Origin of the sequence: Sedimentibacter saalensis (genome assembly GCF_007830175.1) — a bacterium.
Lineage (GTDB): Bacteria > Bacillota > Clostridia > Tissierellales > Sedimentibacteraceae > Sedimentibacter > Sedimentibacter saalensis.
In genome coordinates, this window is the sequence record NZ_VLKH01000002.1 from 18,092 (window position 1) to 32,014 (window position 13,923).

The following is a 13,923-nucleotide window of genomic DNA, read 5'->3' on the forward strand; positions in this document are numbered from 1 at the left end:
TAATGTATAGAGAAGTAGTAGCAAAATCAGAAGAAACAATGAGAAAATCAATGGGTTTTCTTAAAGAAGACCTTGCCACAATCAGAGCCGGTAAAGCAAATCCTAAACTGGTTGACAAAATTCAAGTAAGTTATTACGGAACAATGACCCCCCTTAACCAAGTAGCAAACATATCTGTGCCGGAACCAAGAGCAATTATGATACAGCCTTGGGATGCAAGCTTGGTAAAAGAAATTGAAAAAGCAATTTTAGCATCAGAATTAGGAATCACACCTTCTAATGACGGAAAGGTTATCAGACTAGTTATTCCTGTTTTAACAGAGGAAAGAAGAAAAGATCTTCTGAAGATTGTAAAAAAAGAAACAGAAAATGCTAAGGTTGCAGTGAGAAACATAAGAAGAGATGCTAACGAAGAACTGAAAAAACTTGAAAAATCAAGTGAAATTACTAAAGATGATCTGAAAAAAGCAGAAGAGGACATGCAAAAGCTCACTGATAAATACATCAAATTTGTTGAAGACATCTACAAGGAAAAGGAAAAAGAAATTTTAGAGGTTTAACAATGGATACTTTAATTGGTTACCCGCTGTTAGAAGCTCTTAAAATATTAGAAGAAAACAACAATAAGATTATAAATATAAAGAAAATTATCGGCTGGAATAAAAAATTCAATGAACTTCACAAGCCGTATGTCATAAGGGAACATTACAAAGACAATTATGTAACTTTGTATGTTTCATACTATTAGTCTGAAGTACAGGCTTATGATTTCATAAGCCTGTTTAGTGTATTTTTTGAGAAATGGTGAGGATATTATGAATTTAGAGGAGCAAGTGCTGAGTGGTACAATTCCTGCACATATTGCAGTAATACTCGACGGCAACAGAAGATGGGCAAAACAACGAAATCTGCCTACAAAAATGGGACATAGAGAAGGTGCCTTAAGAGTTACTGATTTGGTAAGAAACTGCGCTGACATAGGCATAAAATATTTGTCTGTATACGCATTTTCAACTGAAAACTGGAGAAGAGAAAAAAAAGAAGTCGATTATTTGATGAATCTCCTGGTGGAATTTGTGGTAAAGGAGCTTGACTACTTAAATAAAAATGACGTTAAGATAACAATGATGGGCAACATGGACGATTTACCTGAAAAAACAAGGCAGGAAGTCAAACGCTCTGTGGAACTTACTAAATACAATCATACACTTCATTTGAACATAGCCCTCAGCTATGGTTCAAGATTCGAAATTATAAATGCTGTAAAAAACATAGTTAAAGATTATGAAAACAATGAAATTGACATAGATGAAATAAATGAAGATAGCTTCAAGAAATATTTGTTTACCCATGACATGCCAGATCCGGATTTGTTAATAAGAACAAGCGGTGAAATGCGTGTAAGCAATTTTCTTTTATATCAGCTTGCATATACAGAGTTTTATTTTACGGATATAATGTGGCCTGATTTTGGAAAAGATGAATTATTGAAAGCAATACTTAACTATCAAGCAAGAAAAAGGAGATTCGGAAATTAAGGCGGTGTTGTTATGAGACAAAGAGTGTTGACCGGAGTGGCAGGGGGAGCATTTATTGCTGCTGTTACATATTTTGGAGGTACCCTTTATGACTTTGTGTATTTTGGTATTATATGCATAGGAATATATGAGCTTTCAAAAGCATTTTTCAATAACGGATTTGATTACGGAGCTGTTGTTAACTATATGTTTGCAATTGCTTTATTCATAGAAAAAACAACAAAATACCAGCATTTTTTTGATTTCTTTTTATTCATGTACATATCATTGAACTTTCTGATTTTTGTGTTCAATAAAAAAACAGACATAAAGAAAATTTCAGAAATAGTATTTATAGGATGCTATGTAGTGTTTTTTATGTACCACATGATGCTTATGAACGGTTCTGTCTATGTGTGGCTTGTGTACATAATAGCATTCGGATCAGACACATTTGCTTATTTTACAGGTAGATTTTTCGGAAGACACAAGTTGTATCCCGAAGTTAGTCCCAATAAAACAATTGAAGGTGCAATTGGCGGTGTAATAGGAAGCACGCTTTTATCGTTAATTTATTTTAATTATTTAAGCATAAATAAATATATTTACATTATAATATTTAGTGTCAGCGCTTCTGTATTTTCAATTGCAGGCGATTTGGCTGCATCAAAAATAAAAAGAGAACACGGAATAAAGGATTTTGGATACATGCTTCCGGGACACGGAGGAATACTTGACAGATTTGACAGCGTGCTTTTCGTGGCACCGGTTGTTTATTACTTTGTTCGTCACTTCTTATAACATGGAGGGAATATATTGTTAACATTAATAGCATCTATACTTGTTTTTTCAGCCATAGTTCTGGTTCATGAGTTTGGACATTACAAGGCTGCAAAAAGTGTAGGCATAAAAGTATATGAATTTGCCATAGGTATGGGACCTACAGTTCTGAAAAGGGAAAAAAACGGGACAGTTTATTCCATAAGAGCCATTCCCATAGGTGGATTTGTGCAAATGGAAGGCGAAGAAGAAGATGTAAAAACTTCCACTAGTTACTCCACAAAGTCAGTATGGCAGAGATTTAAAGTTGTGGCCGCAGGACCGGTAATGAACTTTGTATTGGCTCTTGCATTATTTTTAATTGTTGCTTTTTCTTTTGGAGTTTACGGAAATACAATTGACTTTATTGATGAAAATTCTAATGAATATGCAGAAGGACTAAGAACCGGAGACAGTATTGTTTCTGTAAATGGTGACAAATCCTACATCTGGGAAGATATTTATTATGAAATTACAAATCCGGACAATACATATTACACAGTGGAGTACGAAAGAGACGGAGTTTTAAAACAAGCTAAAATTTCAAACAACTACAGAAAAATTGTTGGAGTTACTTCAAAGCTTGTAGATGGAAAAACAACAACAACAGTGTCTCCTTCTGATGTTACATCTCCTGCATATGAAGCAGGTATAAAGGATGGAGATGTAATAACAAAAATCAATGATGTTCCTGTCAGTTCGTGGGAAGAAATAACTTCAAACATTGAAAAAACTTCAGATAAGGCTGTAAAGATCACCGTTGAAAGAAACGGTGAAACAATGGATTTTACAATTGTTCCTCAAACACAAATTTCAGTGAAATTCAATACAGCTCTTGACAAGTCTTTTTCAACAGCTATATCATCATCAGCATACAAGACTGTTTATTTCATTAAATTGATGTTTAAAACAATAGCTCAGCTGGTTACAGGAAAGCTTGGAAGCGACTCTCTTGGAGGGCCTGTAATGGTTATTTCAATGGTAGGGGAAGCTGCAGAAAGCGGAATTTTATCACTTTTGAACCTCGCAGCGTTCATCAGCATCAACCTTGGATTCATGAATCTATTGCCAATACCGGCACTTGACGGAAGCAAGCTTGTATTCCTTGTTGTTGAGGCTGTAAGAGGCAAATCAATTCCCGTGGAAAAAGAAGGATACATTCATTTCATAGGTTTTGTTGTGTTAATCGGTTTCATGCTTTTCATAACATACAAGGATATACTCAGATTATTTAGAATATAAAAAGCATTTTTAATTAAGAATTAAGAGTTAAGAATTAAGAATTAATGGTAGGATTTGTGCGAGCACAAATCCTTTCATCAATTTTTCACTCTTAATTATTAATTCTTCATTATTTTTGTACGGAGGGATTTATGGATACTATAACAAGAAGGCAAAGTAAAAAAGTCATGTGCGGAGATGTGCAAATTGGAGGAGGAGCTAAAATTCCTGTGCAGTCCATGACAAACACATTCACGAAGGATGTACAATCGACGGTAAATCAGATTTTAGGACTTGAAGAAACAGGCTGTGAAATAATAAGGGTTGCAGTTGCAGATGCTGAAGATGCAGAAGCTATAAAGGAAATTAAAAAACAAATACACATACCTATTGTTGCTGACATTCACTTTGATTACAGATTGGCTTTAAAAAGCATAGAAAACGGCATCGATAAATTAAGAATTAATCCCGGAAATATTGGAAGCATTGACAGGGTGCAAAAAATCGTGGAAATGGCCAAACCAAGAAATATTCCCATAAGAATAGGCGTGAATGCAGGAAGCATACACAAGGAAATACTTAAAAAATACAACGGTGTTCCTACTTCTGAAGGTATGGTTGAATCTGCTCTTGAACATGTTAAGATCCTTGAAGACCTGGATTATGACAACATTGTAATTTCCATGAAGGGTACAGACATTAAAATGACCATTGAAGCTTACAGAAGCATGGCAAAGAAAGTAGATTACCCACTTCATCTTGGAATAACCCATGCAGGAACTCTTTTTGAAGGAAGCATACGCTCAGCCATTGGAGTTGGAAGTCTTCTTGCTGACGGTATAGGAGATACCTTAAGAATTTCATTAACTGACGACCCAAGAGAAGAAGTAAAGGTTGCAAGAGAAATTTTAAAGAGTCTTGGTCTTAGAAATTTCGGAATTAACTACATAACATGTCCCACATGCGGAAGAACAAAAATACAGCTTATAGAACTTTCGAAAAAAATTCAGGAAGGGCTTAAAAATGTAGATAAACCCATAACTGTTGCAATAATGGGCTGCGCAGTAAACGGCCCCGGAGAAGCAAGACAGTCTGACATAGGAATAGCCGGAGGCATGGGTGAAGCGCTTTTGTTTAAAAAAGGCGAGATTATCAAAAAAATAAAGGAAGAAGACATTGTAAACACTCTTCTTGATGAAATCGAAAAGATGTAAAACATTTTATATAAAAAACGGGGATTGCAAAGGGCGGGACGCCCTTGCCGTCAAGGGGGGGTGCTCAGCAAAAAATACGTTAGTATTTTTTGCGCCGAAGGGGGACATAGGTCCCCCTAGCAGAGTTGCGGAGCAACTTTTTTAACTTACAGTTCTTCTATGTGAATTAATCCGTCAAAAGAACTTAAATGCTGCAATGTTTCAACGTGGTTCAGGCGTTTGTCAGCTTCAAGCTGCAAAATAGCCACAACTGCAGCTTCGTTCAGATGAGGGTTTTTTGTAATTTCTATGTCACGTACTTTATATTTTGATTTGTAACAATATAAAATGAATTTGTCAAAGCTCTCAACGGATGAAAATGAAGTATAGACTGTGATGGCCTTGTTTGTTGATGTAAGGTAGTTGTCAAGTTTTTTAAAGACTGTAATGACAAGAAATACTGAAATGGCAACTATTAAGGCTCCGTCATAAAAGCCAATTCCTATGGCTAGACCAAGACATGCAGATGCCCACAAACCTGCAGCAGTGGTAAGTCCTTTGACCTGAGATCTGCTTGTGACTATTATGGCACCAGCTCCAAGAAAGCCTATACCGCTTATGACCTGAGCTCCAAGTCTTGCTATGTCTGTTCCTTCATAATGGATGAACATGTATTGATTTGTCATCATTACCAAAGTGGAGCTAAGTGAAACAATCATATATGTTCTAAAACCCGCAGGTCTGCTTTTTCTGCTTCTCTCCAGTCCTATTATTCCTCCGAAAATAAGCGACAGAAATACACGAAAAGAAATTGAAACAATGTTTAACTCGTGCAACATTTCCATTTTAACACTCCTTTGACACTGTTGAATACTATATATTATAGCAAATCATTGTCTGGGTGTATATATTTATAAATTATTTTGGATTTAATTAATTAAATAACATCCGGAAGCCAAGCCTGGTCGTCTGTTACTTCAATAGCCATTATTCTTCCCTGATCTTTGTCATATTTTGTCTGGTGGTATTTAAAAAGAATTTTATTGTTTTCGATTTCTCCAAGAATTTCTATTTTTCCTGTTGGATGGCTCATGGCATATTTGAAGCTTTTGCTTATGCCGTTAAGACGAGCTCTTGCTCCGTCTACAATTTTACATGATGTTTTGAAAGGTACCTGAAATTGATTTTTAACTCCAGTTACAGGTCTGCATTGAAATACATAGTAAGGAACAGCTCCGATTTCTGTAAGTTTTCTGAGCAGAGTGGCAAGTGTTTCTGAATTGTCGTTAATGCCTTTTAAAAGCACGGTTTGATTTCTTACAATTATTCCTTGTTTTTTCAATGCATCAATTGCTTTAACTGATTCTTTAGTAATTTCATTTGGGTGGTTGAAGTGTGTTATTACATATATTTGTTTTTGCTTGTTGTAATGGCTCAGTATTTCAAGAAGCTCTTCATCGCCATATATCCTTGAAGGGAGAACAACCGGTGTTCTTGTGCCGAAGCGGATAAAACTCAGATGATCAATTTTTACTAATTCACTTAAATAATGTTTAATTTGTTCATTGGAGTTCATGAAAGAATCTCCGCCGGAAATAAGTACATTTGTCATTTCTTCATGATTGTTGATGTAATTTATTATATCATCAAAGCTGTTGTTGATTTCATCATCGCTTTGGCCAACAAGGCGCTTTCTGAAGCAATGCCTGCAATACATGGCACATTTGCTGGTTGATAGTATCATTCCGGTCTGTCTGTACTTGTGCTGAAGTCCTTTTACAACAGTGTTGCTGGCTTCGCCGCTTGTATCAAGGCTGCCGCTTAGATCAGTTTCTTTTATTGAAGGTATGCACAGCTTCTTGATAGGATCCTCTGGGTCATTGGGATTTATAAGGGACAAATAATATTCGGGTATAGACATAGGATATCTTTTTATTATGTTTTTTAATTTTTCCTCGTCTTCGGCATTTAGGTCCCAGTTCAATGCCTTTTTAACCCCTTCTGCAGTCTTGATGTTAGTTTCCAATTCTTTTTTCCATTCCATATGGTTCTCCTTTAATAATATTAATTTACCATATATCAAAAATTTCAACAGCAAATCTAAAGTTAAATAATACTATGTCAAAGAAATTTAACTGATAATAAAAAGAATTTGTAGAGTAGTTTTTGAGATATGATAATCTTTCATGTAATTGATTAGGATTAAATGTTACGCTTGTTAATTATTTTATCATTAAAATTGAATTTGGTAAAGCTTTTCATCAAAATTAATGAAATTATTACTAATCGTAAGAGTACGAAACGTCAAATGGTAAGGCAATGATATAATTTTTTTGTGACTGCAATATTAAATTGAACTTATGTTGTTTAAATGTTTTGATTAATATAACTGATTACATAACTAGAATGATTTATGATTAATTTTTATTCAATAATTTACGAAAAATTAAATTTATATTTGATTTTTCGTAAATTTTGTGTTATACTACACAAAAGATGATTTTTGACGGAAAGAGTGGGATATCCCACTCTTTCTGATTGTATACTTACATAACGAGATAAGGAGAGAGAATGAACAAAAAATCTATTGAATCATCAGTTCAGGACCTTGTAGAAGATATTATCAGATCTTCGGAAATTGAACTGGTGGACATTGAATATGTTAAAGAAGGTCCTTTTAAATATCTGAGAGTTTACCTGGATAAAGCTGAAGGAATAACTGTGGACGACTGTGCAGATGTCAGCAGGGCACTAAATAAAAAACTTGATGAAGTTGATTTAATAAAAGAACAGTATTTTCTGGAGGTTTCTTCTCCCGGAGTAGAAAGACCCTTCAAGACAGATGCTGATTATCAGAAAAACATAGGTAATTTTGTTGAAGTGAAATTTTACAAACCCATTGACGGCAGAAAATCAGTTGAAGGAATACTTTCTGAAAAACAGGATAATCAAGTAATTATACAAGCGGGCGAAGAACAAATTAAAATTGAAGTTAAAGATATTTCAAAAATAAACAGAGTTCTAGAAGATTTTTAGTGGAGGATATATGAACAAGGAGATTTTAAATGCGTTAAGCGAACTTGAAAAAGAAAAAGGAATTCGCCAGGACGTAGTGTTGGAGGCTATAAAAGCTGCACTTGAAACAGGATACAAGAAAAATTTTGCTAAGGCAACTAACTTCAGCATAGACATAGATGAAGCAAACGGTGAATACAAACTTTTTCAGGATAAAAATGTAGTAGAAGATGTAAATGACGAGAATCTTGAAATATCATTGGAAGATGCCAGAAAGATAGATTCAAGGTATGAAGTGGGAGACGTAGTAAAAATTGAAATAAAGCCAAAGAAAGATTTTGGACGTATAGCTGCTCAGACTGCAAGACAGGTAATTCTTCAAAAAATAAGAGAAGCTGAAAGAGAATCTATTTTCAGCGAATTTTATGGCAGGGAGTCAGACATATTGACAGGAGTTGTTCAAAGAGAAAGCAAGGGAAACATTTATGTGGATCTTGGAAAAATTGAAGGCGTAATCACTGCCAATGAACAGATACCTGGAGAAGTTTACAATCCTGGAGACAGAGTCAAGACTGTAATAGTGGAAGTTAAAAACTCTGGAAAGGGCGCAAGCATAATGCTTTCAAGAAGCCATCCGAACCTTGTAAAAAGATTGTTCGAACTGGAAGTTCCTGAAATTCACGACGGAACAATTGAAATATATTCAATATCAAGAGAAGCCGGCTCCAGAACAAAAATTGCCGTGTTCACTCATGACCCTAACGTTGAGCCTATTGGATCATGCGTAGGAAACAAGGGTACAAGAGTTAAAAATATAATTGATGAAATTTGTCAGGAAAAAATTGATATAATAATTTATGACAAGGACCCTGAAAAGTTTATAGCAAACAGCCTTGGACCTGCTAAAATAGTCAAGGTAACAGCAAATGAAAAAGAAAAAAGTGCGGTTGCTGTTGTTCCGGACAATCAGCTTTCTCTTGCCATAGGCAAGGAAGGACAAAACGTAAGGCTGGCAGCAAAACTTACAGGATGGAAAATAGATATTATCAGCGAAATGCAGGAGAAGGAAAGAAACTCTAAGGAGGAAGTATGAAAACCCGTAAAATACCTATGAGAAAATGCATTGGCTGCATGGAGAGCTTTCCAAAAAAAGAATTGTGCAGAATAGTTAAGAACAAAGATAATGAAATTTTATTTGATTCAACAGGAAAAATTAACGGCAGAGGCACTTATATCTGCAAAAAAACTGAATGTTTTGAAAAAGCAATAAAAACAAAAAGATTGTCAAAATCTCTTGAAGCAGAAATTCCTGAAGAAATATATGAATCAATAAAATTGGAGATTGCCAAGAATGAATAATAAGATATATTCAATGATCGGCATTGCAAACAAAGGCGGCAAAGTTGCTATCGGATATGATGTGACTTGTTTGAATATAGAAAAAAATAAAAGTGTATTGGTTTTGATTGCAGCAGATGCATCAGAAAAAACCAAAAAAAATATTCTGTATGTGTGCGACAAATTCAATTGCAAACATATAGAGTATGGAGAAAAGGAACTCCTGGGTAAATTTCTCGGGAGGAAGATGGTGAGTGTTCTTTCGGTAAATGACGAGAACATTGCGTCATACTTACTAAATAACCTATAAACCGGAGGTGGTTGCATGAGAATATACGAACTTGCAAAGGAATTAGACTTGAACAGTAAGGATTTAGTTGGAATTGCAGAACAGGAACTTGGCATTTCAATTAAAAACCATATGAGTTCATTAACTGACCTTGAAGTAATAAGGCTCAGAAAAGCATTAAATTTAATTAACAACAATAAAACTACAACAAAGACAGTCAAAGGCGGTAAAAATATTATAATAGACGATGAACCATTAGTAGATGAACATATTGATTTAAACCAGGCAAAACTTAAAAAAGTTGACAAGAGCCTGATCTCACCGGTCAAAAAACCGGTACAGCAGCCTGTAAAAGCACAGCAGCAGACAAGAAACAACAATTCAAACAACAATAACAGCAATAACAATAACAACAATTCAAATAACAACAGTAACAATTTTAACAACAAGAAGAAGCCTTTCCAGCAGAAAAACAAGCCACAGTACCAGCAGCAAAAACCTGCTGAGCCTGAGCAGAAATCACATCAAGTGAAGATTAAAAATGTGGAAATGGAAGACACTATAGTTGTAAGAACTTTTGCCGACAAGCTGGGTGTTCCTGTTAATGCAATTATTTCAAAGCTCATACTTCTTGGAATAATGGCAAACATGAACCAGGAAATTGATTTTGACACAGCTGTGTTAATAGGTGAAGAACTGGGTGCTAAGGTTACTAAAATTGAAATGGTTGATGAACTTCAAAATCTTGAAGATTCCATGTTCAAGGATGACAAAGACGATGAAAAAGATCTTATGCCAAGACCTCCAATAGTAACTGTAATGGGTCATGTTGACCACGGCAAGACATCTTTATTGGATGCTATCAGAAATACATCCGTAACAGAACATGAAGCTGGTGGAATTACTCAGCACATAGGAGCTTCACAGGTTGAGATAAAAGGCAAGAAAATTACATTTTTGGATACACCGGGACATGAAGCTTTTACATCCATGAGAGCAAGGGGAGCAAAGGTTACAGACATTGCAATATTGGTTGTTGCTGCAGACGACGGAGTTATGCCTCAGACAGTAGAGGCAGTAAACCATGCAAAGGCTGCAGGAGTTCCTATTATAGTTGCAGTTAACAAAATCGACAAACCTGCTGCAAATATTGACAGAGTTAAACAGGAGCTTTCAGAACAAGGAATTGTTTCTGAAGAATGGGGCGGAGACACAATATTCGTTCCAGTTTCAGCAAAGCAGCACATGGGTATTGAAGATTTGTTAGAAATGATTCTTCTTGTAGCTGAAGTTCAGGAACTCAAGGCAAATCCAAACAGAAAAGCAAAAGGAACAATCATTGAAGCAAAACTTGACAAAGGAAGAGGACCTGTTGCTACAGTATTAATAGACAAAGGAACATTGAACAAAGGTGATGTTGTTCTTGTAGGCAGCGCTCACGGCAAAGTAAGAGCAATGTTCAACAGCAAAGGAAAAAGAATCAATCAGGCTGGTCCATCTGTTCCTGTAGAGATACTTGGTCTTTCTGAAACTCCACATGCAGGAGACATCCTTGTTGTTATGGACAGCGAAAAAGATGCTAAAAACATAGCTGAAAAACGCAAAGACAAACGACATATTGAACACATGAACGCTTCTTCAAAAGTTTCACTGGATGACTTGTTTGACAGAATACAAAAGGGTGAAGTTAAAGATCTGAACATCATAATTAAAGCGGATGTAAGCGGCTCCATAGAAGCTGTTAAGCAATCTCTTCTAAAACTGAGCATGGAAGAAGTTAAAGTTAATCCAATTCACGGCGGTGTAGGCGGAATAAATGAAAATGACGTTCTTCTGGCTTCGGCTTCAAATGCAATAGTTATAGGTTTTAACGTAAGACCTTCAATTGCAGCCATGGAACTTGCAAAGAGAGAAAATGTTGATATACGTACGTACAACATAATTTATCAGGCAATAGAAGATATCCAGCAGGCCGTAAAGGGTATGCTTGCTCCAATTTTCAAGGAAGTTGTACTTGGAAGAGCAGATGTTCGTCAGACATTCAAAGTTCCTAACATAGGTACTGTTGCCGGAGTTTATGTAACAAGCGGAAAAATTACTAGAAAATCAAAAATAAGAGTATTGAGAAACGACATAGTTATTCATGACGGAACAATTTCTTCACTGAAGAGATTCAAGGATGATGTTTCAGAGTTGAATTCGAACTATGAAGGCGGTATAGGCATAGAAAAATACAATGACTTAAGAGAAGGCGACTCTCTTGAAGCCTATATTATGGAAGAAATAAAGAGATAGTATAAAGAAAGAAGGTATAACATGGCAAATAGAAGAAACAGCAGATTGTCAGGTGAAATGCAAAGAGTTATATCTGAAATAATCAGAACCGAACTTAAAGATCCAAGATTGTCTGAGCTCACAAGCGTGACTGATGTACATGTTACTGAGGATTTAAAATTCGCCAAAGTATTTATATCAGTATACGGTGACACAAAATCTACACTTGATGCTCTTCAAAGCGCCAAAGGATTTATAAGAAGAGAAATCGGCAAAAGAATAAAAATGCGCATAATTCCGGAACTCATATTTGAAAAAGATGACTCCATTGAAAAGGGAATTTATATGAGCAGTTTGATAAACAAAGTTATTGAAGAAGAAGCAAGCAGGAAGGTCGAAGATGAATCTGATGATGAATGATGTAGAAGAAATATTTGAACTTGTAAATAATTCTTGTAATATCGGCATCGCAGGACACAAGGCGCCTGACGGAGATTGTATAGGGTCTGTAATGGCCCTATACGAATTTTTAAAACCGTTAAATAAAAAAGTTGATGTTTTTATTGATGGAGATGTGCCTTTTAATTACAAGGCATTTGCAGAAGAAAATGCAATAATGAAAGAAATTGACCATACCACATATGATATTTTATTTATGCTTGATTGCAGTGACGCCGAAAGACTTGGTAAGTTTAAAGACGTAACTAAACAAGCAAAAAAAACAATCTGCATTGACCACCACAAAACAAACCAAAGCTTTGCTGACATAAACATAATAGACCCGGAAATGAGTTCAACGGGAGAGCTTTTGTACGACATCATGAAAATGACGGGAATGGAAATAAATAAGAAGACTGCAACACTCATTTATGTTGCCATTCTTACAGATACAGGGAAGTTCAGCTATTCAAACACAAGCAGCCTCACTCACATAAAGGTCTCAGAGCTCATTGAACTTGGAGTTGATGTTTCAGATGTTGACAACGAAGTGTACAATTCGAAGCCTGCTAATGTGGTAAAAGCTTTTATTGACTGTATTAAGGGAATTGAACTTCACTATGGGAACAAATTTGGCATTACTGCCATAACAAAGAAAATTCTTGAAACTAACAATGCATCAATGGGCGACATTGATGGTGTGGTTGAATTCATAAGAGAAATAAAAGAAGTTGAAGTTTCATGTGTTCTTAAAGAAACAGAGGATATGTACACAAAAGTAAGCCTAAGAGCCAAAAATGATATTGACGTTTCTGAAATATCTCTGAAATTCGGAGGCGGAGGACACAAAAAAGCTGCTGGTTTTGAGATTAAGGACACAGTTGAAAACACTAAAAAATTAATGATTAATACTTTTAAAGAATATTTTGGAGAATAATGAACGGAATATTAAATATTTTAAAACCTACAGGAATGACGTCTCACGATGTTGTAAGCTCCGTGCGCAAAATATTAAATACCAAGAAGGTTGGCCATGCAGGCACACTTGATCCTAATGTAGCAGGAGTGCTTGTTATTTGTGTGGGCAAGGGAACAAAGTTCAGTGAATATCTCATGAACGGAAGCAAGGAATATATCTGTGAAATGATATTGGGAGAAAAAACTGACACCCAGGACAGCTATGGCAAAACAATTGAAAAAAAAGAAAATGTTCACGTAAATTATGAAGAAATACAAAGAGTTTTAAAATGTTTTGAAGGAGAACAGCTACAGGTTCCTCCGGCATTTTCGGCTGTGAAGTTAAACGGCAAGAAACTCTATGAATATGCAAGACAAAACATAGCAGTGGAAAAACCAGGAAAAACTGTTGATATAAAAGAAATAAAGCTAATTAAATTTGACGGTAATAGAGTTCTCATGAGAATCAAATGCTCAAAGGGAACTTATATGAGAACACTTTGCAATGATATAGGTGACATGCTTGGAACTCTGGGACATATGGGTGTACTGGTTAGAACAAATGCAAAAGGTTTACATATCGAAAATTCTGTAACCCTTGATGAACTAAAATTTTTAAACGACAACAACAGATTGCATGAATGCCTTATTCCGGTGGATGTCATATATCCCCTTGAAAGAGTGGATGCAGATGAACTTTATTTTGACAGACTTGTTTGCGGCAATGAAATACCGGCCGACACAAGCAGTATATTAAGTGATGAATTTTACATATACTGCAAAGACAATCTTGTGGGCATTGGAAAAAAAGTGCATGAAAATATAATAAAAGTAGAAAAGTTACTAATGTAAAAGCCGGGTG

At 35.5% G+C, this 13,923-nt stretch carries 16 protein-coding genes; 14 read left to right on the forward strand and 2 right to left on the reverse strand.

The annotated features are described in order from the left end of the window. The first annotated feature begins 2 nt into the window (after positions 1-2). From frr to ispG, 6 genes are all read left to right on the forward strand, one after another. Positions 3-560: a ribosome recycling factor gene (gene frr / locus LY60_RS03010; protein ID WP_019226968.1), complete on the forward strand. Its 558-nt coding sequence runs from the start codon at positions 3-5 to the stop codon at positions 558-560. Between the two features lie 2 nt (positions 561-562). Further along, positions 563-748: a hypothetical protein gene (locus tag LY60_RS03015; protein WP_145079843.1), complete on the forward strand. Its 186-nt coding sequence runs from the start codon at positions 563-565 to the stop codon at positions 746-748. Positions 749-815: 67 nt separating this feature from the next. Next, the gene (locus LY60_RS03020) at positions 816-1,538 is read left to right on the forward strand and encodes an undecaprenyl pyrophosphate synthase (protein WP_145079846.1); all 723 of its coding nucleotides are present in this window, start codon (positions 816-818) and stop codon (positions 1,536-1,538) included. A gap of 12 nt (positions 1,539-1,550) precedes the next feature. After that, a complete protein-coding gene (locus LY60_RS03025; RefSeq protein WP_145079849.1) occupies positions 1,551-2,318 on the forward strand; it encodes a phosphatidate cytidylyltransferase in 768 nt (255 codons plus the stop codon). Between the two features lie 15 nt (positions 2,319-2,333). Further along, positions 2,334-3,578: an RIP metalloprotease RseP gene (rseP, locus tag LY60_RS03030; protein WP_145079852.1), complete on the forward strand. Its 1,245-nt coding sequence runs from the start codon at positions 2,334-2,336 to the stop codon at positions 3,576-3,578. Between the two features lie 131 nt (positions 3,579-3,709). Continuing rightward, positions 3,710-4,771: a flavodoxin-dependent (E)-4-hydroxy-3-methylbut-2-enyl-diphosphate synthase gene (gene ispG / locus LY60_RS03035; RefSeq protein ID WP_145079855.1), complete on the forward strand. Its 1,062-nt coding sequence runs from the start codon at positions 3,710-3,712 to the stop codon at positions 4,769-4,771. Positions 4,772-4,917: 146 nt separating this feature from the next. Here ispG and LY60_RS03040 read toward each other — a convergent pair whose 3' ends face one another. After that, positions 4,918-5,595 carry an MgtC/SapB family protein gene (locus LY60_RS03040; protein ID WP_145079858.1) on the reverse strand — a complete coding sequence of 226 codons (678 nt, stop codon included), beginning with the start codon at positions 5,593-5,595 and terminating at the stop codon, positions 4,918-4,920. Positions 5,596-5,687: 92 nt separating this feature from the next. Continuing rightward, on the reverse strand, positions 5,688-6,794 hold the full coding sequence (locus LY60_RS03045; RefSeq protein ID WP_145079861.1) for a KamA family radical SAM protein: 1,107 nt from the start codon (positions 6,792-6,794) through the stop codon (positions 5,688-5,690). Between the two features lie 527 nt (positions 6,795-7,321). Between LY60_RS03045 and LY60_RS03050 the strand changes: the two genes are divergently transcribed. From LY60_RS03050 to truB, 8 genes are read left to right on the forward strand one after another with little or no spacing between them, the layout of a single operon-like run. Then, positions 7,322-7,786: a ribosome maturation factor RimP gene (locus LY60_RS03050; RefSeq protein WP_019226976.1), complete on the forward strand. Its 465-nt coding sequence runs from the start codon at positions 7,322-7,324 to the stop codon at positions 7,784-7,786. 10 nt (positions 7,787-7,796) lie between these two features. Beyond that, positions 7,797-8,858, forward strand: a complete 1,062-nt coding sequence (gene nusA, locus LY60_RS03055) for a transcription termination factor NusA (RefSeq protein ID WP_019226977.1) — start codon at positions 7,797-7,799, stop codon at positions 8,856-8,858. Then, the gene (gene rnpM / locus LY60_RS03060; RefSeq protein WP_019226978.1) at positions 8,855-9,124 is read left to right on the forward strand and encodes an RNase P modulator RnpM; all 270 of its coding nucleotides are present in this window, start codon (positions 8,855-8,857) and stop codon (positions 9,122-9,124) included. Before nusA ends, rnpM begins: the two co-directional genes overlap by 4 nt. Next, positions 9,117-9,413 (forward strand): L7Ae/L30e/S12e/Gadd45 family ribosomal protein, encoded by a 297-nt coding sequence (locus tag LY60_RS03065; protein ID WP_145079864.1) that lies wholly within the window; start codon positions 9,117-9,119, stop codon positions 9,411-9,413. The genes rnpM and LY60_RS03065 overlap by 8 nt, the downstream gene beginning before the upstream one ends. A gap of 15 nt (positions 9,414-9,428) precedes the next feature. Further along, positions 9,429-11,687: a translation initiation factor IF-2 gene (infB, locus tag LY60_RS03070; protein WP_145079867.1), complete on the forward strand. Its 2,259-nt coding sequence runs from the start codon at positions 9,429-9,431 to the stop codon at positions 11,685-11,687. A 21-nt stretch (positions 11,688-11,708) separates the two neighbouring features. After that, the gene (gene rbfA, locus LY60_RS03075; RefSeq protein ID WP_145079870.1) at positions 11,709-12,086 is read left to right on the forward strand and encodes a 30S ribosome-binding factor RbfA; all 378 of its coding nucleotides are present in this window, start codon (positions 11,709-11,711) and stop codon (positions 12,084-12,086) included. Continuing rightward, on the forward strand, positions 12,037-13,041 hold the full coding sequence (locus tag LY60_RS03080) for a DHH family phosphoesterase (RefSeq protein ID WP_246145352.1): 1,005 nt from the start codon (positions 12,037-12,039) through the stop codon (positions 13,039-13,041). Before rbfA ends, LY60_RS03080 begins: the two co-directional genes overlap by 50 nt. Continuing rightward, on the forward strand, positions 13,041-13,913 hold the full coding sequence (gene truB / locus LY60_RS03085) for a tRNA pseudouridine(55) synthase TruB (protein WP_145079877.1): 873 nt from the start codon (positions 13,041-13,043) through the stop codon (positions 13,911-13,913). Before LY60_RS03080 ends, truB begins: the two co-directional genes overlap by 1 nt. The last annotated feature ends 10 nt before the right edge of the window (positions 13,914-13,923 follow it).

Coding starts and splice junctions, on each gene's coding strand:
- frr (WP_019226968.1), top strand. CDS start 3: ATGTATAGAGAAGTAGTAGCAAAATCAGAAGAAACAATGAGAAAATCA.
- LY60_RS03015 (WP_145079843.1), top strand. CDS start 563: ATGGATACTTTAATTGGTTACCCGCTGTTAGAAGCTCTTAAAATATTA.
- LY60_RS03020 (WP_145079846.1), top strand. CDS start 816: ATGAATTTAGAGGAGCAAGTGCTGAGTGGTACAATTCCTGCACATATT.
- LY60_RS03025 (WP_145079849.1), top strand. CDS start 1,551: ATGAGACAAAGAGTGTTGACCGGAGTGGCAGGGGGAGCATTTATTGCT.
- ispG (WP_145079855.1), top strand. CDS start 3,710: ATGGATACTATAACAAGAAGGCAAAGTAAAAAAGTCATGTGCGGAGAT.
- LY60_RS03040 (WP_145079858.1), bottom strand. CDS start 5,595: ATGGAAATGTTGCACGAGTTAAACATTGTTTCAATTTCTTTTCGTGTA.
- LY60_RS03045 (WP_145079861.1), bottom strand. CDS start 6,794: ATGGAATGGAAAAAAGAATTGGAAACTAACATCAAGACTGCAGAAGGG.
- LY60_RS03050 (WP_019226976.1), top strand. CDS start 7,322: ATGAACAAAAAATCTATTGAATCATCAGTTCAGGACCTTGTAGAAGAT.
- nusA (WP_019226977.1), top strand. CDS start 7,797: ATGAACAAGGAGATTTTAAATGCGTTAAGCGAACTTGAAAAAGAAAAA.
- rnpM (WP_019226978.1), top strand. CDS start 8,855: ATGAAAACCCGTAAAATACCTATGAGAAAATGCATTGGCTGCATGGAG.
- LY60_RS03065 (WP_145079864.1), top strand. CDS start 9,117: ATGAATAATAAGATATATTCAATGATCGGCATTGCAAACAAAGGCGGC.
- infB (WP_145079867.1), top strand. CDS start 9,429: ATGAGAATATACGAACTTGCAAAGGAATTAGACTTGAACAGTAAGGAT.
- rbfA (WP_145079870.1), top strand. CDS start 11,709: ATGGCAAATAGAAGAAACAGCAGATTGTCAGGTGAAATGCAAAGAGTT.
- truB (WP_145079877.1), top strand. CDS start 13,041: ATGAACGGAATATTAAATATTTTAAAACCTACAGGAATGACGTCTCAC.